The 23,525-nt window shown below is 69.1% G+C and carries 20 protein-coding genes; 7 read left to right on the forward strand and 13 right to left on the reverse strand.

Translation table 11 applies throughout. The features are described 5' to 3' along the window. Positions 1 to 49: 49 nt before the first annotated feature. Positions 50 to 1,009 (reverse strand): LysR family transcriptional regulator, encoded by a 960-nt coding sequence (locus ACSFA0_RS00110; protein ID WP_435448198.1) that lies wholly within the window; start codon positions 1,007 to 1,009, stop codon positions 50 to 52. A gap of 109 nt (positions 1,010 to 1,118) precedes the next feature. On the opposite strand from ACSFA0_RS00110, the gene ACSFA0_RS00115 reads away from it, so the two are divergent. Then, positions 1,119 to 2,630 carry a CoA-acylating methylmalonate-semialdehyde dehydrogenase gene (locus ACSFA0_RS00115; RefSeq protein ID WP_435448199.1) on the forward strand — a complete coding sequence of 504 codons (1,512 nt, stop codon included), beginning with the start codon at positions 1,119 to 1,121 and terminating at the stop codon, positions 2,628 to 2,630. 338 nt (positions 2,631 to 2,968) lie between these two features. On the opposite strand, the gene ACSFA0_RS00120 is transcribed toward ACSFA0_RS00115, so the two are convergent. Together ACSFA0_RS00120 and ACSFA0_RS00125 are read right to left on the reverse strand one after the other, a co-directional pair. Beyond that, a complete protein-coding gene (locus tag ACSFA0_RS00120; RefSeq protein ID WP_435448200.1) occupies positions 2,969 to 4,429 on the reverse strand; it encodes an amidase in 1,461 nt (486 codons plus the stop codon). A gap of 86 nt (positions 4,430 to 4,515) precedes the next feature. Then, positions 4,516 to 5,457: a LysR family transcriptional regulator gene (locus tag ACSFA0_RS00125; RefSeq protein ID WP_435448201.1), complete on the reverse strand. Its 942-nt coding sequence runs from the start codon at positions 5,455 to 5,457 to the stop codon at positions 4,516 to 4,518. A gap of 66 nt (positions 5,458 to 5,523) precedes the next feature. Between ACSFA0_RS00125 and aptA the strand changes: the two genes are divergently transcribed. Continuing rightward, a complete protein-coding gene (aptA, locus tag ACSFA0_RS00130) occupies positions 5,524 to 6,876 on the forward strand; it encodes an omega-aminotransferase AptA (protein ID WP_435448202.1) in 1,353 nt (450 codons plus the stop codon). A gap of 123 nt (positions 6,877 to 6,999) precedes the next feature. After that, a complete protein-coding gene (locus ACSFA0_RS00135; protein WP_435448203.1) occupies positions 7,000 to 8,640 on the forward strand; it encodes a GMC family oxidoreductase in 1,641 nt (546 codons plus the stop codon). A gap of 536 nt (positions 8,641 to 9,176) precedes the next feature. Here the strand turns inward: ACSFA0_RS00135 and ACSFA0_RS00140 are convergent. From ACSFA0_RS00140 to ACSFA0_RS00170, 7 genes are read right to left on the reverse strand one after another with little or no spacing between them, the layout of a single operon-like run. Next, a complete protein-coding gene (locus tag ACSFA0_RS00140; protein WP_435448204.1) occupies positions 9,177 to 10,253 on the reverse strand; it encodes an ABC transporter substrate-binding protein in 1,077 nt (358 codons plus the stop codon). 45 nt (positions 10,254 to 10,298) lie between these two features. Then, the gene (locus ACSFA0_RS00145) at positions 10,299 to 11,438 is read right to left on the reverse strand and encodes an NAD(P)/FAD-dependent oxidoreductase (protein ID WP_435448205.1); all 1,140 of its coding nucleotides are present in this window, start codon (positions 11,436 to 11,438) and stop codon (positions 10,299 to 10,301) included. Beyond that, positions 11,435 to 12,829, reverse strand: coding sequence for an FAD/NAD(P)-dependent oxidoreductase (locus ACSFA0_RS00150; RefSeq protein WP_435448206.1), 1,395 nt, complete (start codon positions 12,827 to 12,829; stop codon positions 11,435 to 11,437). The genes ACSFA0_RS00145 and ACSFA0_RS00150 overlap by 4 nt, the downstream gene beginning before the upstream one ends. Then, positions 12,826 to 13,128: a (2Fe-2S)-binding protein gene (locus ACSFA0_RS00155; protein WP_435448207.1), complete on the reverse strand. Its 303-nt coding sequence runs from the start codon at positions 13,126 to 13,128 to the stop codon at positions 12,826 to 12,828. Before ACSFA0_RS00155 ends, ACSFA0_RS00150 begins: the two co-directional genes overlap by 4 nt. Continuing rightward, positions 13,125 to 13,922 (reverse strand): ABC transporter permease, encoded by a 798-nt coding sequence (locus ACSFA0_RS00160; RefSeq protein ID WP_435448208.1) that lies wholly within the window; start codon positions 13,920 to 13,922, stop codon positions 13,125 to 13,127. Before ACSFA0_RS00160 ends, ACSFA0_RS00155 begins: the two co-directional genes overlap by 4 nt. Before the next feature lie 4 nt (positions 13,923 to 13,926). Beyond that, a complete protein-coding gene (locus tag ACSFA0_RS00165; RefSeq protein WP_435448209.1) occupies positions 13,927 to 14,787 on the reverse strand; it encodes an ABC transporter permease in 861 nt (286 codons plus the stop codon). Then, positions 14,784 to 15,866 carry an ABC transporter ATP-binding protein gene (locus tag ACSFA0_RS00170; RefSeq protein ID WP_435448210.1) on the reverse strand — a complete coding sequence of 361 codons (1,083 nt, stop codon included), beginning with the start codon at positions 15,864 to 15,866 and terminating at the stop codon, positions 14,784 to 14,786. Before ACSFA0_RS00170 ends, ACSFA0_RS00165 begins: the two co-directional genes overlap by 4 nt. A 186-nt stretch (positions 15,867 to 16,052) precedes the next feature. Between ACSFA0_RS00170 and ACSFA0_RS00175 the strand changes: the two genes are divergently transcribed. Next, complete coding sequence (locus ACSFA0_RS00175) at positions 16,053 to 16,901, forward strand: IclR family transcriptional regulator (protein WP_435448211.1); 849 nt, start codon at positions 16,053 to 16,055, stop codon at positions 16,899 to 16,901. On the opposite strand, the gene ACSFA0_RS00180 is transcribed toward ACSFA0_RS00175, so the two are convergent. After that, a complete protein-coding gene (locus ACSFA0_RS00180; protein WP_435448212.1) occupies positions 16,810 to 17,802 on the reverse strand; it encodes a LysR family transcriptional regulator in 993 nt (330 codons plus the stop codon). The genes ACSFA0_RS00175 and ACSFA0_RS00180 overlap by 92 nt on opposite strands. A gap of 173 nt (positions 17,803 to 17,975) precedes the next feature. Here ACSFA0_RS00180 and amaB point away from each other — a divergent pair, with 173 nt between their 5' ends. Continuing rightward, on the forward strand, positions 17,976 to 19,517 hold the full coding sequence (gene amaB, locus ACSFA0_RS00185) for an L-piperidine-6-carboxylate dehydrogenase (RefSeq protein WP_435448213.1): 1,542 nt from the start codon (positions 17,976 to 17,978) through the stop codon (positions 19,515 to 19,517). Positions 19,518 to 19,524: 7 nt separating this feature from the next. Further along, the gene (locus ACSFA0_RS00190; RefSeq protein ID WP_435448214.1) at positions 19,525 to 21,204 is read left to right on the forward strand and encodes a thiamine pyrophosphate-binding protein; all 1,680 of its coding nucleotides are present in this window, start codon (positions 19,525 to 19,527) and stop codon (positions 21,202 to 21,204) included. Positions 21,205 to 21,210: 6 nt separating this feature from the next. On the opposite strand, the gene ACSFA0_RS00195 is transcribed toward ACSFA0_RS00190, so the two are convergent. Both ACSFA0_RS00195 and ACSFA0_RS00200 read right to left on the reverse strand, forming a co-directional pair. Next, on the reverse strand, positions 21,211 to 21,501 hold the full coding sequence (locus ACSFA0_RS00195; protein ID WP_435448215.1) for a hypothetical protein: 291 nt from the start codon (positions 21,499 to 21,501) through the stop codon (positions 21,211 to 21,213). Between the two features lie 27 nt (positions 21,502 to 21,528). Beyond that, entirely contained in the window at positions 21,529 to 22,881 is a 1,353-nt protein-coding gene (locus tag ACSFA0_RS00200; protein ID WP_435448216.1) for an ammonium transporter, read from the reverse strand. Between the two features lie 416 nt (positions 22,882 to 23,297). Between ACSFA0_RS00200 and ACSFA0_RS00205 the strand changes: the two genes are divergently transcribed. Beyond that, on the forward strand, positions 23,298 to 23,501 hold the full coding sequence (locus ACSFA0_RS00205; RefSeq protein ID WP_435448217.1) for a hypothetical protein: 204 nt from the start codon (positions 23,298 to 23,300) through the stop codon (positions 23,499 to 23,501). The last annotated feature ends 24 nt before the right edge of the window (positions 23,502 to 23,525 follow it).

The raw sequence follows: 23,525 nt of genomic DNA on the forward strand, positions 1-23,525 counted from the left end.
GCTCGTTGGTGGTGGCGCACCATCGTAACCGGAGGGTATGACGCGCACGTCAAGGCGCGGTGCCAAAGCCCTCGGCCAGCGACGCACGCAGCCACGCGACGAAGGCCGCCACCGCGCGCGGCACATGGCTCGCGTAGGGGCGGATGGCGTACAGCCGCTCGCCGAAGGCGCCGACCGGCGTCCACTGCGGCAGCACCTCGACCAGCTTGCCCGCGCGCAGCGCCGCCTGCGCGCTGAAGTCGGGCAGCAGCGCGATGCCCAGCCCTGCCAGGGCCGCGTCGCGCAGCGCCTCGCTGTTGTTGGCGGCCAGCGGGCCCGACACCGGGACGGTGACGCGCTGGCCGTCGTTGCCCACGCCTCCCGCACGGCCGGCGCGCCGCTCCAGGTGCCAGGTCGGCGTGTCCTGCGCGCGCGGGTAGTGGAGGCAGTCGTGCGCGGCGAGCGCCGCCGGTGAATCGGGCGTGCCGCGGCGGCGCAGGTAGCCGCGGCTGGCCGCCAGCACCGAGCGCGTCGGGCACAGCACCCAGGCGACGTGCGTGTCGGGCGGCGCGGCGGTGTGGCGGATCGCGAGGTCGAAGCCTTCCATTGCCAGCGAGCTGAGGCGGTCCGACAGGTCGAGCTCGATGCGCACTTCGGGGTAGGCACGAAGGAACTCCGCCAGCCGCGGCACCAGCTGCTGGCGCGCGAAGGCGACGGGCGCCGTCACACGCACCCGCCCGCGCGGCACGCCGGCCAGGTCGCGCACCCCGGCAAAGCTGTGGGCGATCTGCTCGAAATTGGGCCGCATCTCATCGACCAACCGCTGGCCCGCTTCGGTGAGGCGCACGCTGCGCGTGGTGCGCTGCACCAGCGGCACGCCCGCCGCCTGCTCCAGCTCGGCGATGCGCTGACTCATCGCGGCCTTGCTCACGCCCAGACGCTGCGCCGCGGCCGTGTAGCTGCCCTGCTGCGCCAGCACGGTGAGCGCGTGCAGGTGGGTCCAGAGCGCTTCGATCTTTCGGGAGTCCATGACGTGATTGTTCACCGGACCGAACAATCAGTTAAGCCGGAGCCGTCTTGGCGCCAGGATGCCGCGTGCCTAAACTGCCCACATTCCTCCTCGCACACGAGACACCCCCATGACCATCGCCTCCATCGACCACTACATCCAGGGCCGCGCCGTGGCCAACGCATCCGGCCGCAGCCAAGACGTGACCAATCCCGCCAGCGGCAAGGTCACCGGCAAGGTCGGCCTGGCCGACAAGGCCGCTGTCGACGCCGCCGTGGCTTCCGCCCAGGCCGCCTTCCCCGCCTGGGCCGACACGCCGCCGATCCGCCGCGCCCGCGTGATGTTCAAGTTCCTCGAACTGCTCAATGCGCACAAGGACGAGCTCGCCCACCTGATCACCGCCGAGCACGGCAAGGTGTTCACCGATGCGCAGGGCGAAGTCAGCCGCGGCATCGACATCGTGGAATTCGCCTGCGGCATTCCGCAGCTGCTCAAGGGCGACTTCACCGACCAGGTGAGCACCGGCATCGACAACTGGACGCTGCGCCAGCCGCTCGGCGTGGTGGCCGGCATCACGCCCTTCAACTTCCCGGTGATGGTGCCGATGTGGATGTTCCCGGTGGCCATCGCCGCGGGCAACACCTTCGTGCTGAAGCCGAGCCCGACCGACCCGAGCGCGTCGCTGAAGATGGCCGAGCTGCTGAAGCAGGCCGGCCTGCCCGACGGCGTGTTCAATGTGGTGCAAGGCGACAAGGTCGCGGTCGATGCGCTGCTAGAGCACCCCGACGTGAAGGCCGTGAGCTTCGTCGGCTCCACGCCGATCGCCAACTACATCTACGAAACCGGTGCCCGCCACGGCAAGCGCGTGCAGGCCCTGGGCGGCGCGAAGAACCACATGGTCGTGATGCCCGACGCCGACATCGACCAGGCGGTCGACGCGCTGATCGGCGCCGGCTACGGCTCGGCCGGCGAGCGCTGCATGGCGATCTCGGTGGCGGTGCTGGTCGGCGATGTGGCCGACCGCCTGCTGCCCAAGCTGATCGAGCGCACGAAGACGCTGAAGGTGCTCGACGGCGAGAACCTCGAGGCCGAGATGGGCCCGATCGTCACGCGCGCCGCGCATGAACGCATCACCGGCTACATCGACCTGGGCGTGACCGAAGGCGCCACGCTGCTGGTGGATGGGCGAAAGTTCGACGGCGCCAAGGCCGGCCAGGGTTGCGACGACGGCTACTGGATGGGCGGCACGCTGTTCGACCACGTCACGCCCGAGATGCGCATCTACAAGGAAGAGATCTTCGGCCCGGTGCTGGGCTGCGTGCGCGTGGCCGACCTGAAGGAGGCGGTCGACCTGATCAACGCCCACGAGTTCGGCAACGGTGTGTCGTGCTTCACCCGCGACGGCAACGTGGCGCGCGAGTTCGGCCGCCGCATCCAGGTCGGCATGGTCGGCATCAACGTGCCTATCCCGGTGCCGATGGCCTGGCACGGCTTCGGCGGTTGGAAGCGCTCGCTGTTCGGCGACATGCACGCCTATGGCGAAGAAGGCGTGCGTTTCTATACGAAGCAGAAGTCGATCATGCAGCGCTGGCCGGAGAGCATCGGCAAGGGGGCGGAGTTCGTGATGCCTACCGCGAAGTAAGCTGTCCTGCGTTCGATGAAAACGCCGTGGGCCTTTGTTGGCTCGCGGCGTTTTTCTTTGTTGGTTGTGCGTTCGTGGTGGGCTCGAGGGCGACGGGTAGCCCCTTCCGCGAATGTCCCCCGCCTTCGGCTCCTCCTTTATTTCGCTGCAGGGGCTACCCATCACCCTCGGCCTGGGACGCGGCGCGTCGTTCCGCGCGATCAACCCCCGCCGTGTCCAAGGCTCAGGCCGGTGGGGTGTACTGCGCAGTGAGGTTAAGGAGGAGGCCGAAGGCCGGGGGACACGAACGAAGCAGTGCACCCCGCCGGCCTGAGCCTCGTCCGAACAGGAATCCGGCTTCAAGCGCCGGTCACATGCACCCCAGGCCGCTGCCCCGCGTTCCACTTGCCACCGATGGCCCGTTCGATCTGCGCAGCCAGCTGCAGCAGCAACCCATCGTTGGCTTGCCGCGCCTGCGCCTGGATGCCCAGCGGCAGACCGTTCTCCTGCGCCGCCAGCGGCAGCGAGATGCCCGGCATGCCGCACAGGTTCGCGAGCGGCGTGTAGGCGAAGTTCTTCCACAGGTGGCCGAACCAGTCGTAGACCGACGGGTTGTCGCTGACCGTGAGGTACTCGGTGGTGCCGACCTTGGGCGTGGGCAGCGCGGTCACCGGCGTGAGGATGATGTCCCAGTCCTCGAAGAAGTGGCCGAAGGCGCGCGAGGTGGTGTTGAACACCGCCTGCATCTTCGAGCGCTCGCCGTAGGTGGTGTCCAGGCCCGCTTCCCAGATCTTGATGTTGATTGGCTCGAGCAGATCGGCCGGCGGGCGCTCGTGGCCCAGGCGCGCGATCTGGCCGGCGATGACCTGCGCGAAGTTGCTGATGTAGCAGGTCGTCTGCGCGGCGAAGGCGGTCTGGAAATCGACCTTCGGCAGCGCCCATTCGACGTGGTGGCCGAGGCCTTCGAGGAAGCGGCCCACGCGTTCCAGCTCGGCCACGAAATGCGGCACGGCGCGGTAGTCGCCCCACTCGTGCGACAGCGCGATGCGCAGGCGCCCCGGGTCCTTCTGGATCAGTTCGCTGTACGGCTCGGCCGGTGACCAGAAGGGCATGAACTCGCCGGGCGCGCCCCCGCGGCACTGGTCGACGAAGGCCGCGGTGTCGCGCACCGTGCGGCTGTGGCAGCCCTGGATCGACACCAGGCCCGAGAGGTCCGACAGGTTCGGGGCCAGCGAGAACACGCCGCGCGAGACCTTCAGGCCGATGTTGCCGTTGGCGCCGGCCGGGATGCGGATCGAGCCACCGCCGTCGGTGGCGTGCGACATCGGCAGCACGCCCGCGGCCACGATGGCGCCGGTGCCGGCCGAGGAACCGTAGGTGGTGTAGGCCGTATCCCAGGGGTTGCGCGTGACGTGCAGCGTGTTCTCTGCCGAGCTGCACACGCCGAACTCGGGCGTGGTGGTGCGGCCCATGATGTTCAGCCCCGCCTGGCGGATCTTGCCGGTGAGGAAGCTGTCTTCCGCCGGGCGATGGCCCTGCATCAGCAGCGAACCGAATTCCTGCAGACGGCCCTTGAGCGTGGGGCCCAGGTCCTTCATCAGGTAGGGCACGCCGGCGAAGGTGCCGCCGGTGTTGGTGCCGTTGCCCACCGGGTCGGCCACGGCGTCGTCGAACACCTCGACCACCGCATCGAGCGGGCCGTTGACCTTGTCGATGGCCGCCTTCGCCTGCGCCGCCAGTTCGGCCGGGCTCACGTCGCCCTGGCGCACGCGGTCGGCCAGTGCCACCGCATCGTGGTCCGCCCATTCGGACCAACTCATTGCCATCGTCATTTCAGTTTCCGTTTCTCTTCAATGGATGCGGCGCCTCGTGCGCCGCGATGAATGCATTGCAAGTATCCAGCCACTCAGCCGCCTTCGTGCGCCGCCACCAGGCAGTCCTGGAACAGCTGCGCCGCACGCGACGGCGCCGGCGAACGCCGCAGCACGCTGACGAAGCGGCAGGCATAGCGGAAGCGCTTGGGCGCCACCGCCTGCATCAGCCCTTCCTGCTCGAAACCCTTGGCGTAATGGTCGGGCAGGAAGCCCAGGTACTGCCCTGACAGCACCAGCATCGCGATCGCCTCCTGGTCGAAACCGGTGGCCTTGCGCACCAGCCGCGCGCGGTGGCTGAGCTCCATGTTGGGCGAGTGGAAGCCCAGGCCGGCGAAGGCATGGGCGCGCAGTTTCTCCCACGTCAGGCCGGCATGCGCCGCACCGAACAGCGGATGCCGCGCACCGCAATACAGCAGCATCGTCTCGCCGAACAGGTCGGCGTAGGCCAGCGTCTTCGAGCTGCGATGCGCCGGGATGATGCCGACCTGGAAGGCGCCGTCGATCACGCCGCGCTCGATGGCGTTGATCGAGCCGACGTGGATGTTCAGCCGCACCTCGGGCGCCCGCGTGGCGAAGCGCGCGATGGCATCGCCCACGCGCGCCTGCGGGTTGCTCGCGGTCTTGTCGAACACCGCCACGTCGAGCTGCCCGCCCATACGGTGGTGGATGTCGTCGATGCTGCTGCGGAAGGCCTCGACCGAGGCCAGCAGGCGCAGCGTTTCGTCGTACACGCGCTGGCCTTCCGGCGTGAGCGCGAAGCCGGCCCGCCCGCGCCGGCACAGCACCAGGCCCATGCGCGTCTCCAGGTCCTTGACGTGGCGGCTCACGGTGGAGGTGCCGATGTTGAGTTCCAGCTCGGCCGCCGCCATGCCGCCGCATTCGACGACGCTCTTGAACACCTTGAGCAGGCGCAGGTCCATGTCGCTGAGCTGGCCAATCAACGCGCGGGATTTTTCCTGGGTTTTTACTTGCATGGATGCTCAAGTGAACTTCGATATTGCGCCATTTTCAGGAATAAGCGCGCGGCGAACAATCCGCGCATGACCACCCTCACCGCCCCCACCCCGCCTGCCGCCTCCCGCACCGACGCCGCCTGGCTCGACGCGCACTGGATGCCCTTCACCGGCAACCGCAACTTCAAGGCCGACCCGCGCATGGTGGTGGAGGCCAAGGGCGCCTACTTCACCGACGACACCGGCCGCAAGGTGTTCGACGGCCTGTCGGGCCTGTGGTGCACCGGCCTCGGCCACGGTCGCCCGGAGATCACCGAAGCGGTGAGCCGCCAGATCGCCAAGCTCGACTACGCGCCGGCCTTCCAGTTCGGCCACCCGGGCTCCTTCGAGCTGGCCAACAAGCTCAAGGAACGCACGCCCGCGGGCCTCGACCATGTCTTCTTCACCGGCTCGGGCTCCGAGGCGGCCGACACCTCGCTCAAGATGGCCCGCGCCTATTGGCGCGCCAAGGGGCAGGCGAGCAAGACGCGGCTGATCGGCCGCGAGAAGGGCTACCACGGCGTCAACTTCGGCGGCATTTCGGTCGGCGGCATCGGCGGCAACCGCAAGGTGTTCGGCCAAGGTGTGGAGGCCGACCACCTGCCGCACACCGTGCTGCCCGGCAACACCTTCGTGCGCGGCATGCCGACCGAAGGCGCGCACCTGGCCGACCGCCTGCTCGACCTGATCGCACTGCACGACGCGTCGAACATCGCGGCCGTGATCGTCGAGCCGATGTCCGGCTCGGCCGGCGTGATCGTGCCGCCGGTGGGCTACCTGCAGCGCCTGCGCGACATCTGCACCGCCAACAACATCCTGCTGATCTTCGACGAGGTCATCACCGGTTTCGGCCGCATGGGCGCAATGACCGGCGCCGATGCCTTCGGCGTGACGCCGGACATCATGAACGTCGCCAAGCAGGTGACCAACGGCGCGCAGCCGCTGGGCGCCGTGATCGCCAGCAAGGAGATCTACGACACCTTCATGGCCGCCGGCGGCCCGGACTACCTGGTCGAGTTCCCGCATGGCTACACCTACTCGGCCCACCCGGTGACGTGCGCCGCCGGCATCGCGGCGCTCGACGTGCTGACCCGTGAAGACATGGTCGGCCGCGTGCGCACGCTGGCGCCGCACTTCGAGAACGCGGTGCACAGCCTGAAGGGCAGCAAGCATGTCGTCGACATCCGCAACTTCGGCCTGGCCGCGGGCATCACGCTCGCGCCCGTGCCCGGCGAACCGGCAAAGCGCCCGTATGAGGTGGCCATGGCGTGCTGGAAGAAGGGCTTCTACGTGCGCTATGGCGGTGACACGATCCAGCTCGCACCGCCCTTCATCGCGGAGAAGGCGGAGATCGACCGGCTGATCAACGCCGTGGGCGATGCACTCGCCGAGGTCGCTTGATCAAGTGTGAATGAGCGCCCCGTGACGTAAGCAAGCCGCCAGTCATTGGCGCCTAAACTGCCAAGCCCGAGGCCCGGATACACCGGCCCGGGCTTTTTGTTTGTTCAGTCTGGAGACAACGCGTTGAGCGACACCACATTCGACTACATCGTCATCGGCGGCGGCACGGCCGGCGCGCTGATGTGCAACCGAGTCTCGGCGGACAAGCGCAAGCGCGTGCTGCTGATCGAGGCCGGCCGCAAGGACGACTACCACTGGATCCACATTCCGGTCGGCTACCTCTACTGCATCGGCAACCCGCGCACCGACTGGCTCTACAGCACCGAGCCCGACCCGGGCCTCAACGGCCGCACGCTGCGCTATCCGCGCGGCAAGACGCTCGGTGGCAGCTCCAGCATCAACGGGATGATTTACATGCGCGGCCAGTCGCGCGACTACGACCAGTGGGCGCAGCTCACCGGCGACGACGCGTGGAAATGGGAGCACGTGCTGCCTGCCTTCAAGCAGCACGAGGACTACTACCTCGGCGCCGACGAGATGCACGGCGCGGGCGGCGAATGGCGCGTCGAAAAGCAGCGCCTGCGCTGGGACATCCTCGACGCCTTCGCACTGGCCGCGCAGGAAGCCGGCATCCCGCATTCCACCGACTTCAACCGCGGCAGCAACGAAGGCGTGGGCTACTTCCAGGTCAACCAGAAGAACGGCTGGCGCTGGAACACGGCCAAGGCCTTCCTGCGGCCGACCTGCTATGGCCGGCCGAACTTCGAGATGTGGACCGGCGCGCAAGTCACGAAGCTGATCGTCGAGACGCAGCCCGACGGCACGCAGCGCTGCACCGGCGCGCAGGTGTGGGACGGCCAGGAGATGGTCACGGCGCACGCCACCGCCGAGGTGCTGCTGTGCGGCGGCAGCATCGGCTCACCGCAGACGCTGCAGCTCTCGGGCATCGGCCCGGCCGACTTGCTGCGCGAGCGCGGCATCGACGTGGTGGCCGATCTGCCCGGCGTGGGCGCGAACCTGCAGGACCACCTGCAGATCCGTGCGGTGTTCAAGATCGACGGCGCGCCGACGCTCAACGTGCTGGCCTCCTCGATGATGGGCAAGGCGAAGATCGGCCTCGAGTACCTGATGAAGCGCAGCGGGCCGATGAGCATGGCGCCGTCGCAGCTGGGCGCCTTCACGCGCAGCTCGCCCGACCACGAATGGCCGAACCTCGAGTACCACGTGCAGCCGCTGTCGCTCGACGCCTTCGGCGACCCGCTGCATGCCTTTCCGGCCTTCACCGCGAGCGTGTGCAACCTGAACCCGACGAGCCGCGGGTCGGTGCGCATCAAGAGCGCGCGCTTCGAGGACGCACCGGCGATCGCGCCCAACTACCTGAGCACCGACGAAGACCGCAAGGTCGCGGCCGATTCGCTGCGCGTGACGCGCCGCATCGCCGCGCAGCCAGCGTTGTCGAAGTACAAGCCGGTCGAATGGAAGCCGGGGCCGCAGTACGAGAGCGACGATGATCTGGCACGCCTCGCTGGCGATATCGCGACCACGATCTTCCATCCGGTGGGCACGACGAAGATGGGTGCCGACGGGGACCCGATGGCGGTGCTGGATTCGCGCTTGCGGGTGCGGGACGGGCGCGGGGGGTTGATCGCCGGCCTGCGCGTCGTCGATGCGGGGGCAATGCCGACGATCACGAGCGGGAACACGAACAGTCCGACGTTGATGATGGCGGAGAAGGCGGCGGGGTGGGTTCTGGGGAGCGCGTAGATCTTTGAGGGCGTTTGCGGCGTACGCCCGGCAGGCGGTGCGCGCCGTTCGACCCCGGTGCGCCGGCCGCTTCGCGGCTGCCCTGCGGTGCTCGCGCCATCGGCTGCGTCGCAGAACTCGCTGCGTTCACTTCGTTTCTCTTCGCTCAGACAGCTGCGACGAGTCAGATGTTGAAGCGCGCTGCGCGCGCAGCCGATGGCGCTGTGCTCCTCGGCGGCGCACAGGGGATCGCCCGGCCCGCACCGCCTGCCGGGCTTGTTGCGCGCGCGACGATTGCGCTCGCCGGAAAGAGATGCACAACGATCGCGTCACGTCGGTGGGCGGGCTGCCTTTGGGCGGCTGTTGAGGCTCCGGCGAGCACCGCAGTGGCAGGCGGATCAGGGCCGCGCGTGTTTGAGCGAAGCGAGTTTGCGCGGACCCCGCCTGACGCGAGGAGCAGCAGCGAAGCCCGAAGGGCCGGAGACGTCTGCCGCCCAAAGGCAGACCGCCCGCCGACGCCCCACGACTAACCGCAGCCGCAGCCGCAGCCGCAACGATCACCGCTCGATCGTCTTGTTCCACCGCGCATTCCAGGCCGGCCTGTTCGCATTGATGCTCTCCCAATCCACCGTGATCGCCGTCTTCATGTAGCCGTTGATCGCCGCCACCTGCGCGACGCCCTCGCCCACGACCGGTGCCTTGGGGTTGGTCGGGATCTGGCTGCCGTACTGCAGCACGTTCGCTTGCGCCAGCGGCGACAGCAGGAACTCGGTGAGCTTCTGCGCCAGCTCGGGCTCGCTGTTGTTGGCAATGACGCACTGGCCGACGATCAGCACCACGGAACCTTCCTTCGGGTTCGCGTATTCGACCGGGATGCCCTTGGTCTTCATCGCCGCGACGACCGTCGGCGTCAGCGGGAAGACCGCTGCTTCGTTGGTCTGGACCATCTCGGAAATCTTGGCCGAGCTGGGGATGTACTCCAGCACGTTCGGGCCGATGGTCGTCGGCCAGGCCTTGAAGCCCGGCTCGACGTTCTTCTCATTGCCGCCCTGGATGCGGTTGAACATCAGGAAGCCATGCAGGCCGAAGGACGACGCCGAGGCCGACTGGAACACGACCTTGCCCTTGAACTTGGGGTCGGCGAGGTCCATCCACGAGGTCGGCGGCGCCCAGCCCTTTTCCTTGAACATCTTGGCGTTGTAGGCCAGGCCGGTCATGCCCAGGCTCACGCCGCTGGCCATGTCGCCCTTGAAGCGCGCGGCGGGGTAGATCTCGGCGAGTGCGGCGCTCGGGCGCTGCTTCTCGCACAGGCCCATGCCGATGGCGCGGATCATCACGCCGTCGTCGAGGAACATCACGTGCATCTGCGGACGGTCCTTGTTGGCCTGCGCCTTGGCCAGGATGTCGGACGAGGTGCCGGGCACGACCACCACCTTGACGTTGTTGGCCTTCTCGAAGGCCGGGAACACGTACTGCGTGTACGCCTTCTCCATCGTGCCGCCGTTCATGCCGATGTAGATCGTCTTGGTCTGCGCGACGGCTGCGCCGGTGGCGGCCAGGGCCGCGGCGGCCACCGCGGTGAAGGCGGCGCGGCGCAGGGCGGTGGCTGTTGAGGCGATGCGAGAGATGAACATGGCTTTCCTTTCGGTGGGTGAAGGGGATGCGGGGACGGAAACGGTTCAATGCGCGAGCGCGGGCTCGGCGGCGGATGTGTGAGCGAAACGGCCGATGCCGAACGCGTCGATGGGTGTCGTGCTGCGGCCGTCGCTCACCAGCTCCGCCAGCACCTCGCCCACGGCGGGCCCGATCTGGAAGCCGGCGCCGGCGAAGCCGAAGCCGTGGAACAGCCCTGTCGTGGTTCGGCTCGGGCCGATCACCGGTTGTCGATCGGGCAGGTAGCCCTCGGTGCCGCTCCAGGTGCGGATGAAGTGCGCGTGGCGCAGCACGGGCAGCAGTTCGATCGCCTGCGTGGCGAGCGCGGCCATCGAGGCGCGATCGGAGCGCGCACGGTCGGCGTCGAGCGCACGGCCTGGCCCACCGCCCAGCACCAGGTTGCCGCGCGCGACCTGGCGGCAGTACACGCTGCCGCCTTCCACGCCCAGGCTCCAATGCATGAAGAAGGGCAGCGGCTCGGTGACCGCCATGGCCGGGTGGCCGGAATGCATGGGCACCGTGTCGCCGAACTGGTCGGCGATGGTGTGGGCCCAGGCGCCGGCGCAGTTGAGCAGCACGGGCGCCTGCACATCGAGCCCGCCCGCGCGCAGATGGAAGCGCTGGCCGTCGTGCGCGATCTCGTCGACGCGCGTGCGTTCGTGGATGTCGGCCCCCGCACGCCGTGCCGCGAGCGCGAAGGCCGGCGACACAAGGCGAGGATTGGCCTGCCCGTCTTCCATGCACAGGGAGCCGCCGACCGCCTTGCCGCCGAGCCACGGGCAGTGTTCGCGCAGGCGCGCGCCGGAGAGGATGTCGATGCCCAGATCGAAGTCGCGCGCGCTGTCTCGGTAGGCTTCCAGCGCGGCCAGGTCGGCCTCGCTGCGCGCGATCTTGAAGTGGCCCGAGCGGATGTACTCGCCGTCGGTGCCGATGAGTTCGGGCAGCCGCCCCCAGATGCCGTGCGCGCGTTGTGCCAGCGGCAGCTGGTTCAGCGGTCGGCCCTGCCGCCGCACGCCGCCATAGTTCACGCCGCTCGAGCGTGAGCCGCACAAGTCGCGTTCCAGCAGCACCACGCGCACGCCCTTGCGGCGCAGCGCCAGCGCGGCCGAGCTGCCGACGATGCCGCCGCCGACGATGGCGACGTCGGTCACGATGCGCTGCGTCATGCGGCCACCCCTTCATCGGTCGCGTGCACCAGGTGGATCGGGATCGGCTTGATCGGCGCCTGCCCGCGCAGGCGCCCGACCTGCGCCACGGGCTGGCCGGTGGCGTGCGCGAGGATCTCCGCCGCCGCCACGCCGCACATGCGGCCCTGGCATCGGCCCATGCCGACGCGCGTGAGGGCCTTGAGGCGGTTCATCTCGTCGGCGCCGCTGTCGGCGATGGCGCGGCGCAGTTCGCCGGCCGTGATGTTCTCGCAGCGGCACACGACGAGGTCGTCGGGCGCGTGGGCCGCCCAGTCTTCGGGAAAGGGGAAGGCGCGCTCCAGCCCTGCGCGGAAGCCCATGAGCTTCTCGAGCTTCTGCTGCAGCGCGTTCGCACGCCGCGTATCGATCGTCACGCCGTGGTCGGCCAGCAGCGTGAGGGCCGCGAGTTCACCGGCCCACTCAGCGGCGTCGGCCCCCATGATGCCGGCGCCGTCGCCCGCGAGGTACACGCCCGCGACGCTGGAGCGTCCGGCCGCATCGCGCTCGGGCAGGTGCGCGCGGTGCATGGGCGCAAAGGCGAAACGGCAGCCCAGCAGATCGGCCAGCTGGGTTTCGGAGCGCAACGCGTAGCCGAAGCCGATGGCGTCGCAGTCGAGCGTGCGTTCGCGACCGCCTTCGGCCCAGACGACCGAGCGCACACGCTCGTCGCCCTGCATGCGGACCAGCCGCACGCCGTTGTGCAGCGCCACACCCTGCGCGCGCAGCCACGCGACGTAGGTCACGCCCTTCGCAAACACCGCAGGTTGCCGCAGCATCGCCGGCACAGCCGCGAGCTGATCGGCGAAGCGCGCGGTGTCGAGCACAGCCGCCACCTTCACGCCGGCCTTGGCGTACTGGTACGCCACCAGATAGAGCAGCGGCCCGGTGCCCATGAACACCACGCGCGAACCGATCGCGCAGCCCTGGAACTTGAGCGCCACCTGCGCACCGCCGAGCGTGTACACGCCGGGCAGCGTCCAGCCCGGCACGGGCAGCACCCGATCGGTCGCGCCGGTGGCGACGATGAGCTGACCGTACGGCACGGTGCGCGTGGTCTGCGTGGGGCCGTGCAGCACGTCGAGGCGCTGGTCCTGCACGTTCCACACGAGGCTGTCGGGCCGGTGGTCGATGCGGTCCTGCACGCCGTCGATGGCCGCGTGCACAGCGGTCGCGCGCCCGGCTTCGGTACCGTAGAGCGTCTTGGGCGTGCGCTTGAAATGCGCGGGCGGTCGGCGGTAGATCTGGCCACCGGCGCGCGCGGCCTCGTCGATCACGATCGGCCGCAGGCCATGCGCGGCCAGCGTCTGTGCCGCGCGGATGCCGGCGGGGCCGGCGCCGACGATGACGGGCTGCAGCGCGGGCCTGGTCATGCCGGCACCTCGCTCAGCAACGCCATGCCGGGCACGATGAACGTCGAGCAGGCACGCAGCCGCGCGCCATCGGCGGTGGCGATCCAGCAGTCCTGGCAGGCGCCCATCAGGCAGAAGCCGGCGCGCGGCTCGCCGCTGAATTCGTTGCGGCGCAGCTGCGCGCCTTGCGTGAGCACCGCGGTCAGCACCGTGTCGCCTTCCAGCGCCTGCACCGACCGGCCGTCGAGCGTGAACGACACCGGCGCGCGTTGCGTCTCGGCGACGCGGCGCAGCAGCGGTTGCACGGCGACGACATTCATCGATGCCCCCCCACCAGCACGCGGTCGAGGCCGTAGAGCCGGTCGAGCACGATCATCGCGACGGCCGTGACCGCCACCATCAGCGCCGACACCGCCGCCATCAGCGGGTCGATCGACTCGGTGGCGTACATGTACATGCGCACCGGCAGCGTGACCGTGCTTGGCGAGGTGACGAAGATCGACATCGTCACTTCGTCGAAGCTGTTGATGAAGGCGAGCAGCCAGCCGCCCGTGACGCCCGGCAGGATCATCGGCAGCGTGATGCGCTTGAACACCGTCGCCTGGCTCGCGCCCAGCGACAGCGCGGCCTGCTCGGCGCTGCGGTCGAAGCCGACCAGCGCGGCCACCACCAGGCGCAGCGTGTAGGGCGTGACGATCAGCGCGTGCGCGAAGATCAAAAAGCCGAAACTGCCGGTGCCGCCGACCAGCGCGAACATCCGCAGCAGTGCGACGCCCAGCACCAGGTGAGGAATGATCAGCGGCGACAGGAACAGCGCGTTGAGGAAGTCGCGCCCCCGAAAGTCGTAGCGCGTGATCGCCAGGCCGGCCGGCACCGCGAGCAGCGTCGCGATGGTGGCGGAGGCGAGCGCCAGCCACAGGCTGTTCCTGAACGACTGCATGAAGTCCGAGTGCTCGAACACCGCGCGGAACCAGCGCAGCGAGAACTCGGTCGTCGGCAAGGTCAGCGTGTTCTCGGGCGTGAAGGCCACCACGCAGACGACCACGAGGGGCGCCAGCATGAAGGCGATGACGAGCGCGTTGAACGCGAGGGCGAGGGGGCCGTTCTTGGTCATGGTTTCAGCCCAACGACTTCTTGTAGCGGCCTTCGACAAGGCGGTTGTAGCTGAGCATGACGACCAGGTTGGCCACCAGCAGCACCAGCGCGACGGCCGCGCCCAGCGGCCAGTTCAGCTCGTGCAGGTACTCGTCGTAGACCACCGTCGCAACCATCTTCAGGCGGCGCCCGCCGAGCAGGCCCGGAATCGCGAAGGAGCTGGCCGCAAGGCCGAAGACGATCAGGCTGCCCGACAGGATGCCGGGCATCACCTGCGGCAGCACGATGCGGCGCAGCGTGGTGAACGGCGTGGCGCCGAGCGACAAGGCCGCGTTCTCGACGCCGGCGTCGAGCTTCTGCAGCGAGGTCCACACGGGGATCACCATGAAGGGCAGCATCACGTGCACCAGCGCGATGACGATGGCCGCCTCGGTGTAGAGGATCTTGACCGGGCCGAGGCCGAAGACGCCGAGCAGCCCGTTGACCAGGCCCTCGGGGCCGAGCAGCATGCTCCAGCCGAAGGCGCGCACCACCACCGACACCAGCAGCGGCGCGAGCACCACCAGCAACAGGATCGAGCGCCACGGGTTGCGCATGCGGCTGAGCACGTAAGCCTCGGGCGTGCCGATGAGCACGCAGATGACCGCGACCAGCGCCGAGATCCAGAAGGTGCGCCAGAAGATCTCGTAGTAGTACGAGTCGGTGAAGAGGTGGATGTAGTGATCCAGCGTGAACTCGCCGCTCTTCACGCCCAGCGTCGGGTCGTACACGTTGAACGACAGCACCGCGGTGAGCAGCAGCGGCACCAGCAGCAGCACGGTGAACAGCACCAGCGCCGGGGCCGAGAGCCACCAGGGCGTGGACTTTCGGGCGAGTGCGCTCATGCCGCAGCCACCTCCGCCGAAGCCGATTCGTCAGCCGGCAGCAGGCGCGTGCAGTGGTCGGGCCAGTCGATGCCGGCGGCCTGGCCTTCGTCGATCGCGTCGCGGCCGTCGTTGGGGCTCAGCACCATCAGGTCGCCGACCGGCGTGCCCACGCGGTAGAGCCACTGGCTGCCGAGGAAGAAGCGCTCGCCCACCACGCCCTGCAGCCGGCCGCTGCCGGCGGCGACCAACTGCGCCTTCTCGGGCCGCACGCTCAGCAACACGGCGGCGCCAGGGCGGAAGCCCGCGTCGTCCACGTCCACCACGAGCGGGCCGATCTCGACGCGGGTGCGGCTGCCGACCAAGGCGACCCGGCCTTCCAGCAGGTTCGCCTTGCCGACGAAGGTCGAGATGAAGCGCGTGCGCGGGTGCTCGTACACGCGGTGCGGATGGTCGATCTGCGTGGCACGGCCGGCCTCCATTACGACGACGCGGTCGCTGATGGACATCGCCTCGCTCTGGTCGTGCGTGACCATGATGGTGGTGGTGCCGACCTTGCGCTGAATCTGCCGCAGCTCGAACTGCATCTCCTCGCGCAGCTTGGCGTCGAGGTTCGACAGCGGCTCGTCGAGCAGCAGCACCGGCGGCTCGATCACCAGCGCACGGGCCAGGGCGACGCGCTGGCGCTGGCCGCCGGACAGTTCGCGCGGGTACTTCTTGGCATGCACCTCGAGGTGGACGAGCGCCAGGGCCTGCGCGACGCGCTCCTGCCGCTCGACCTTGGGCATCTTGCGCATCTCGAGGCCGAAGCTCACGTTGTCGGCCACCGTCATGTGCGGGAACAGCGCGTAGGTCTGGAACACGATACCCAGGCCGCGGCTGTTCGCCTTGGCCTGGGTGATGTCCTTGCCGTCGAGCTCGATGCGGCCACTGCTCACCGCCTCGAAGCCCGCCACCATCTGCAGCGTGGTGGTCTTGCCGCAGCCCGAGGGTCCGAGCAGCGAGACGAATTCGCCCTTCTCCACCGACAGGTTCATGGCCGACACGGCGCAGGTCGTGCCGTAGTACTTGGTCACGCCGGTGAGTTGCAGAAATGACATGAACGGCCTTTCATCGATCGGGGGAGCCGCCAGGGGTCTGAATCCGCGCGGCGTTCGAACCAATCTATTGCAATAACCGAACCAGAATTCTCGTGGTATTCCATTAATCGGAAGTTATCTCCGTTTTATTCCATTGATCGGAATACATGCGCTAAACTTTGTTGAAGAGATTCCATAGAACCGACCATGACCACGACATCCACTCCCACCGGGGGCGTGCCCCGGGCCTTCCTGGTGATCCGCGCGCTGGCCGAACTGCAGGCCGAGGGCGGCCGCGTGACCCAGATCGCACGAAATGTGGGCCTGACGCAGGCCACCACGCACCGTTTGCTGCAGTCGCTGGTGACCGAGGGCGTGGTGGAGCAGGGCGAGCGCAGCAAGCTCTACCGGCTGAGCATCGACTTCTTCGCGCTGGCGGCGAAGGCCGGCGACGGCGGCGGGCTGCGCGCCCTGTGCCGGCCCGCCCTGCTGCGCCTGAGCGCCAGCCTGGGCGACAGCATCTTCCTGCTGGTGCGCAGCGGCTTCGACGCCGTCTGCCTCGACCGCAGCGAAGGCCCCTTCCCCATCCGCTCCTTCTCCGGCGACATCGGCGGACGTATCGCACTGGGCGTGGGCCAGGGCGCGCTGGCGATCCTCGCCTTCCTGCCGGAGGCCGAGCGCGAGGAGGTGATCCGCTTCAACCTGTCGCGGGTGCGCGAGTACGGCGTGTACGACGAGGTCTACCTGCGCACCGAGATCGAGAAGGTGCGCCAGCAGGGCTACGCCGGCCGCAACACCGGGCTGCTCGAGGGCATGGCCGGCGTGGCGGTGCCGGTCTGCGACCGCGAAGGCCGCGCCGTGGCCGCGCTGAGCGTGGGCACCATCGCCGACCGGCTCAACGCCGACCGCATGCCCACGGTGGTCGAGCTGCTCAAGCGGGAGGCGGCCGCCATCGGCCCTCGCATCAACCCTTTCGACGCGACCCTGCGCCGGCCGACGCAGAGCCTGGCGAGTTCGCCGGCCGCACAGAAGATAGAGCTGCCGCCGGTGGAATGATCGCCGCCGCATCGGCCTGCGCCTCCCCGACGATCCAGTCGCGGAAGGCCAGCAGCAGCGGCACCTGCGCGCGCGACTCGGGGTAGACCAGGTAATAGGCGTCGTCGCTGGTCAGCGCCTGGGGGAACAGCACGGTCAGCGCGCCGGCGGCGATCTCGGCTTCGACCAGGAAACTGGGCAGCAGCGCCGCGCCGAGGCCCGACACGGCCGCCTGCGCGATCATCGCGAACTGCTCGAAGCGCGGCCCGCGCAGGGCTGACGCGCCGGCCACACCGACCTGCTCGAACCATTCCGCCCACTGGGTCGGCCGGGTGCTTTGCTGCAGCAACACGACCGCCGCGAGGTCGTCCGGCTGCCGAATCGCATGGCGCTCGGCGAAGGCCGGACTGCAGACCGGCACCACCGCCTCGTGCATCAGGTAGACGCAGTCCGCACCGGCCCAATGCGGTGCTCCGAAGTGGATGGCCGCGTCGAAGGGCTCCTGCGCGAAGTCGAAAGGCTCCGAGCGCGCGGCGAAATTCACCGTGACCTCCGGGTGCCGCGCGACGAAGCCCCCCAGGCGCGGAATCAGCCAGCGCGTGCTCAGTGTGGGCAGCACCGCCAGGTTGAGCAGCCCGCCGCCCGCCGACGCCATGACCTTCTGGCTGGCGCCCGACAGCTGCTGCAGCACCGCGCGCACGTCGGCCGCATAGACGCGGCCGATGTCTGTCAGCACGATGCGCTGGCGCACGCGGTGGAACAGCGCGATGCCCAGCTGCTGCTCGAGCTGGCGGATCTGCCGCGACACGGCGCTCTGCGTGAGGTGCAGCTCCTCCGCCGCGCGCGAGATGCTGTGGTGCCGCGCCGCCGCCTCGAAGGCGAGCAGGTCGGCGATCGGCGGGAGGAAGGATTTCTTGAACATTGTCATTCGGAGGGGGAATGAAGCGATGGCTCGACCTGCATCCTCTTCCATGCACCGGTCACGCATTCTGCCGACTTCATTCGGTATCGGCATCAACTCGTTCCACATTTTCGCTATGCAAGCCGGCTGCACTGGCGGACAGTCTCACGGTCGTCTTTCCTGCTGGACCTGCCATGCCCCACGCCGCCCCCCTCTCCTCCCTGCCGACCGAAGTCGCCGAACTGCTGCAGCGCCTGGGCGTGCCGCGCGACGCCTGTATCGGCGGTTCGCTGCCAGTGCGTTCGCCCGTGACGGGTGAACAGATCGCCGCCGTCGCCGAGACCTCCGCCGCCCAGGCCACGGAGGCCATCGGCCGTGCCCACGCCGCGTACCTGCAATGGCGCAACGTGCCGGCACCGCGCCGCGGCGAACTGGTGCGCCTGCTCGGCGAAGAGCTGCGCCTGCACAAGGCCGACCTCGGCCGGCTGGTGACGCTCGAAGCCGGCAAGGTGCCGTCCGAAGGCGCCGGCGAGGTGCAGGAAATGATCGACATCTGCGACTTCGCGGTCGGCCTGTCGCGCCAGCTCTACGGCCTGACCATCGCCACCGAACGCGCCGAGCACCGGATGATGGAAACCTGGCATCCGCTGGGCGTGGTCGGCGTCATCTCGGCCTTCAACTTCCCGGTGGCCGTGTGGTCGTGGAACGCGGCGCTGGCGCTGGTCTGTGGCGACCCGGTGGTGTGGAAGCCGTCCGAGAAGACGCCACTGACCGCGCTCGCCACGCACGCCATCGCCCAGCGCGCCATCGCCCGCTTCGGCGCGGATGCGCCCGAGGGCCTGCTCGAACTGCTCATCGGCCAACGCGACATCGGCGAAGTGCTGGTCGACGACCACCGCGTGCCGGTGCTCTCGGCCACCGGCTCGACCGCGATGGGCCGCCAGGTGGCGCCCAAGCTGGCCGCGCGCTTCGCCCGCGCCATCCTCGAACTGGGCGGTAACAACGCGGCCATCGTGGCGCCGTCGGCCGACCTCGGCCTGGCGCTGCGTGGCATCGCCTTCGCGGCCATGGGCACGGCCGGCCAGCGCTGCACCACGCTGCGCCGCCTGTTCGTGCACGACAGCGTGTACGACGCGCTGGTGCCCAAGCTGGCCAAGGTCTACGGCAACGTGCAGGTCGGCGACCCGCGCGAGGCCGGCACGCTGGTCGGCCCACTGATCGACCGCGCAGCCTTCGATGGCATGCAGAAGGCCTTGGGCGAATGCCGCGACATCGGCGCGACCGTGCACGGCGGCCAGCGCGTCGACGGCATCGGCACGCCCGACGCCTATTACGTGCGCCCGGCGCTGGTCGAGCTGCCCTCGCACGCGGGCCCGGCGCTGCGCGAGACCTTCGCGCCCATCCTCTACGTCGTGCGCTATGCGGCCTTCGACGAGGCCATCGCATGGCACAACGCCGTGGGCGCGGGCCTGTCGTCGTCGATCTTCACGCTCGACATTCGCGAAGCCGAGCGCTTCATGTCGGCGGCGGGGTCGGACTGCGGCATCGCCAACGTGAACATCGGCCCGAGTGGCGCGGAAATCGGCGGCGCCTTCGGTGGCGAGAAGGAAACCGGCGGCGGGCGCGAGGCCGGCTCCGACGCCTGGAAGGCCTACATGCGCCGCGCGACCAATACCATCAACTACTCGACCGCCCTGCCGCTCGCGCAAGGCGTGACCTTCGACATCGGCGACTGATTTTTTTATGACGACACTCACCTCCCGCACCGGCGGCCAGATCCTGGTCGACCAACTCATCACCCACGGCGTCGAGCAGCTGTTCTGCGTGCCGGGCGAAAGCTTCCTGGCCGTGCTCGACGCGCTGCACGACGCCTCGATCGCCGTGACCGTGTGCCGCCAGGAAGGCGGCGCGGCCATGATGGCCGAGGCGCAGGGCAAGCTCACCGGCAAGCCGGGCATCTGCTTCGTCACGCGCGGGCCGGGCGCGACCAACGCGTCGGCCGGCGTGCACATCGCGCACCAGGATTCGACGCCACTGCTGCTCTTCGTCGGCCAGGTCGCGCGCGACGCACTGGGCCGCGAGGCCTTCCAGGAACTGGACTACGGCGCGGTCTTCGGCACCATGGCCAAGTGGGTGGTGCAGATCGACGACCCGGCGCGCGTGCCCGAACTCATCTCGCGCGCCTTCCACGTCGCGACTTCCGGCCGGCCCGGCCCGGTGGTCATCGCGCTGCCCGAAGACATGCTGACCGAGGCCGCCACCGTGGCCAACGCCCTGCCCTACGCCGTCGCGGAAACGCACCCGGGCGCAGCGCAGATCGCCGAGCTGCAGCAGCGCATCGAGGCGGCCGAACGGCCGGTGGTCATCCTCGGCGGCAGCCGCTGGTCCGACGCCGCGGTGCAGCAGTTCGCCGGCTTCGCCGAGGCCTTCGCGCTGCCGGTGTACTGCTCGTTCCGGCGCCAGATGCTGTTCAGCGCGAAGCACCCGTCGTACGGCGGTGACCTGGGTCTGGGCGCGAACCCGAAGCTGCTGCAGGCGATCCGCGCGTCGGACCTGGTGCTGCTGATCGGCGGACGCCTGTCGGAAGTGCCTTCGCAGGGCTACGAGCTGATCGGCATCCCGACGCCGCAGCAGGCGCTGGTGCACGTGAACGCCGACGCCGACGAGCTGGGCAAGCTGTACCGCGCCACGCAGGCCATCCATGCGACGCCGCAGGCCTTCGCGGCGGCGGTCGCGGCGCTGCGGCCGTCGGCCCCGCCAAAGTGGGCAGCTGCCACGGCGCAGGCGCACCAGGACTTCCTGGCCTGGAGCGACCCGGCACCGATCCGCATCCCTGGCCCGCTGCAGATGGGCGAGGTCATGACGCATCTGCGCGAGGTGCTGCCGGCCGACACCATCTTCTGCAACGGCGCGGGCAACTTCGCCACCTGGGTGCACCGCTTCTGGCCCTTCACCACCTTCGCGAGCCAGCTGGCGCCCACCAGCGGCTCGATGGGCTACGGCCTGCCGGCGGGCGTGGGTGGCAAGCGCCTGTGGCCACAGCGTGAAGTCGTCGTGTTCGCCGGCGACGGCGACTTCCTGATGCACGGCCAGGAATTCGCAACCGCGGTGCAGTACGGGTTGCCGATCATCGTGGTGCTGCTCGACAACGCGATGTACGGCACGATCCGCATGCACCAGGAGAAGCACTACCCCGGCCGCATCAGCGCCACGCAGCTGAAAAACCCCGACTTCCGCGGCTATGCCGAGGTGTTCGGCGGCCACGGCGAGCGTGTGACCACGACAGAAGAGTTCGCCCCGGCCCTGGCGCGTGCGCGGGCCAGCGGCAAGCCGGCGATCCTGCACTGCCTGCTGGACCCGGAAGCGATCACGCCGGGCAGCACCTTGCAGAGCATCCGCAAGGCCGCACTGGCGGCGGGCTAAAGTGCGCTAACGCAGGCCGCCGACGTAGCGCGGCGTCGCCACGGCGGGCGCCACCCGTTCGGCGGCATGCTGGCGCTGCGCGGCCGCCAGCGGCGCCATCGCCAGCTCCAGCCGTGCCGCGATGGCGGCGAGCTCGGCGTCTTCCTGCGCAGCCGCATGCGCCCGCGCGAAGCGCACCATCTCTGCCGCGTAGTCGACGTTCACCGCCATCCATTCGGCGTCGGTCACGCGGCTCGTCTTGCGCCTGAGCGCCACGTGCAGCCGCGCGGCTGCGGCGATTCGCTCGTTGTCGGTCATGGCTCGGCTCCCTGTTCGGCGCGGACATCAGCCGCCGATGCGCTCGCGGTGCACGCACAGGTCGAGCCCGTCGACCTCCGTGTCCGCGTCGACGCGCAGACCCACGATGGCGCGTACCACCAGAAGCACGGTGGCGGTCCCGGCCAGGCTGTAGAGCGCCACCGCGCCGACGGCCAGCGCTTGCGTGAGCACGCTGCCGCCGACACCGCCGATGCGCGGGTCGGCGAACACACCGGTCAACAGGGAACCGACGATGCCACCGATGCCGTGCACACCGAAGACGTCCAGCGAATCGTCCGCGCGCAACAGCCGCTTCAGCGTGGTCGCACCCCAGTAGCAGGCCACGCCGGCGATCGCGCCGATGGCCACCGCGGCTGCGGGGGTGACAAAGCCCGCCGCCGGGGTGATCGCGACCAAACCGGCCACCAGGCCCGAGCAGAGACCGAGCAGCGACGGGCTGCGGCGCGTCCACCATTCGGCGAGCAACCAAGCCAGGGCGCCGGCCGATGCAGCGATGTGCGTGCAGGCCATGGCCAGGCCGGCACGGCCGTCTGCGGCGATGGCCGAACCGGCATTGAAGCCGAACCACCCCACCCACAACAGGCCGGCCCCGACCATCGTGAAGGCCAGGCTGTAGGGCTCGAAGGGCTCGCTGCCGTAACCGCGTCGCGGGCCGACCATGTACGCGCAGACCAGGCCCGCCACACCGGCGTTGACGTGCACCACCGAACCGCCGGCGAAGTCGAGCGCGCCGAGTCGGGCCAGCCATCCGCCCGGCTCCCAGACCCAGTGCGCGACAGGCACATAGACCACCAGGCTCCACAGCGCGGCGAACCAGAGCACGGCCCCGAACCGCATGCGCTCGACGAAGGCGCCGACCACCAGCGCTGTGGTGATGATGGCGAAACTGAGCTGGAACATCGCGTAAACCGATTCGGGCACGTTGGGCGCGATGTGGCTGACGGCCAGCGTTCCCGCCTCCTTCAGGTAGTCGAGGCCGGCGAACCCGAGGCGGGTGCCGCCGCCGATCCAGGCGGAGCCGGGGGTGAAGGCCAACGAATAGCCCAGTGCGAACCACACGAGGGACACCACCGAGGCGATGCCCACGACCGCCGCCATGGTGCTGAGGACGTTCTTGCGGCGCACCATGCCGGCGTAGAAGAGCGCGATCCCGGGCAATGTCATCAGCAAAACAAGTGCCGTGGCCATCATCAGCCACGCCGTGTCGGCACCGTTGATCGTGCTCTGTGGCAGCAACCCCGGCGCCGTTGGCAACGTGGCTGCGCAAGCGCCCGCCGTCCACCCTCCCAGGGCCAGTGCGGCCACGGACATCCCTTGCTTCATGGCATGAACCTTGTTGTTGTCGGACAGCCGACTCATGCATGAGTCGTGCCCGCGTGACACGTCTTGAAACACTCAGCAAAGAGGTGGGCGCGACCCTCGCGGGTTACTCCCAATGCACTACCGCGGTGCACACCCTAAAGTCGCCCCACTCGCAAACGGGCATGCCCGTCCCGCGGGGTGCCGAGGAGACATAGCTTTCGCCCAGAACTCGAAGAACCCGAGACAAACAGGCTTCCACAGAGAAGCCGCACAGAAGAAGAAAAAGACGCCGCTGGACGGCGTCTTTTTTTTTGCCTGCTCGAACACAGAGCCCGCGTGACAAACAGCCTCGTTGTGGTGCGCCGCACACAGCCGTGCAGCCAGCGGACGGAAACACGACGGAGTTCACGGAAAGTTTTACCCGCGAATCCAGTGGCCGGCGGAAGATCGACAGACCCCCTCAAGGAGCTGCGATGCCCGTCCACACATCCCCCTACCGCACTGCCGATGCGTCGGCGGCCACGTGGCGCCAGCGCCTCGCGCGGGCCATGGCACGCCGCAAGACGTCCGCCGGTGCCGCGCCCTCGACCCTGCAGATTCCCGTCGCCCGAATGCCCAACGAAGCGTTCGAGCGCATGGACCTCGACCAGCGGGTCCGCCAGCTCGGCGAGTGGTGAGCTGAACGTCCGGCTGCCGCCCCC

The sequence above is a fragment of the Variovorax restrictus genome (genome assembly GCF_051216715.1).
GTDB lineage: Bacteria > Pseudomonadota > Gammaproteobacteria > Burkholderiales > Burkholderiaceae_C > Variovorax.